The 1,126-nt window shown below is 56.3% G+C and carries 1 protein-coding gene; it reads left to right on the top strand.

Going from position 1 to position 1,126, the window contains the following annotated elements; all coding sequences use genetic code 11:
* On the top strand, positions 1-1,126 hold a 1,126-nt coding region (locus tag ACMGE0_RS33505), incomplete at both ends, for an FG-GAP repeat domain-containing protein (protein WP_436820163.1).

Below are 1,126 nucleotides of genomic sequence, written 5' to 3'. Positions count from 1 at the left end.
TCAAAACCATCCGCCAGATGACATACGACAATCTCGCATTCACCTATGTGCAGAAGGCGAATCAGTTTGAGGCACCTGTTCCGAAGCAAGCAATCGATGTTGATTTCGACGGCAAGGACGAACTCTTTGGAGGGGTCCCACCCGCATGTCCGCCAGAGGGTTGTGGTCCCAGCCCTTCACAGCAAATCTCCAGCTACGCTCTGGTTAAATTCAATACCGATGGCAGCGTGGCTCTAAGATCGGGGGTGTCGTTCAACGAGGCCATGGAGGCCAATCCCGGGGCGTTCTCACTGAACGCAGTTGTCGGACGCTTCTTGGCAAACAAGCCCAAGGACGTCTCATTCACGTACGAATGGACCTACACGTCCTCTGGCAGCGAGTCGGATTGGACGACCACCAAGCGGCGCAGCCGCATGGGTGTGACCAACTCGAATCTTGAGCTTAGTTTTCGGGATTGCTCCGGTTCGTATGCCTCCTTCTGCCGGGAGAAGCTCGAAACCGGCTTGGTCGCACTCGACCACGACGGGGACGGTTTCGACAGTCTCTTTAATTTAGGCTCTGTTGTAGGTGTCGCGGACTTTGCGGGGAATGGTCGACAGGGTGTTGTGCTGCAAGATCACGGCATCCTTGGCTACCGGTTTAAGGATGGCGAGTGGGTCGGCCAAGGGAGCGGCCCAGACTGCCGGTATCGCGAGACCGTACCGTCAAGCTGCGGTCTGGCCGACGTCAATGGCGACGGGGCCACGGATATCGTTTGGTCACGCGCCACCAAGGTAGGTGCGGGTGGCGTCGTGACCGGTGATTACGAGGCTCAAGTTTGGCTGTCGACCGGCAAGGATTATGTTCTGGCGGTGAATGGCATCCGTTTTGCGGGAGCGCCGATCCTCCGTGACTTGGATAATGACGGCAAAGTCGATGCCTTGGCTGCGACGGACCGGAAGAGGACGGAGCCATACAAAGATTTGTATACCTATGGCTTCTGGAGCAGCAACACCGGCAACGCATTTGTTCAATCTTCATTCGTGATCCGTGGCTCTGCAACTTCGGGTGATTTCAACGGAGATGGTCTGCCGGATTTTCTTCGCACATACACCGATCTGATGATCTCGCAATCTGGCGCTGGCAA

The organism is Neorhizobium descurainiae, from assembly GCF_051400715.1.
Taxonomy (GTDB): domain Bacteria; phylum Pseudomonadota; class Alphaproteobacteria; order Rhizobiales; family Rhizobiaceae; genus Neorhizobium.
This window is presented reverse-complemented; position numbering and strand designations above follow the sequence as displayed.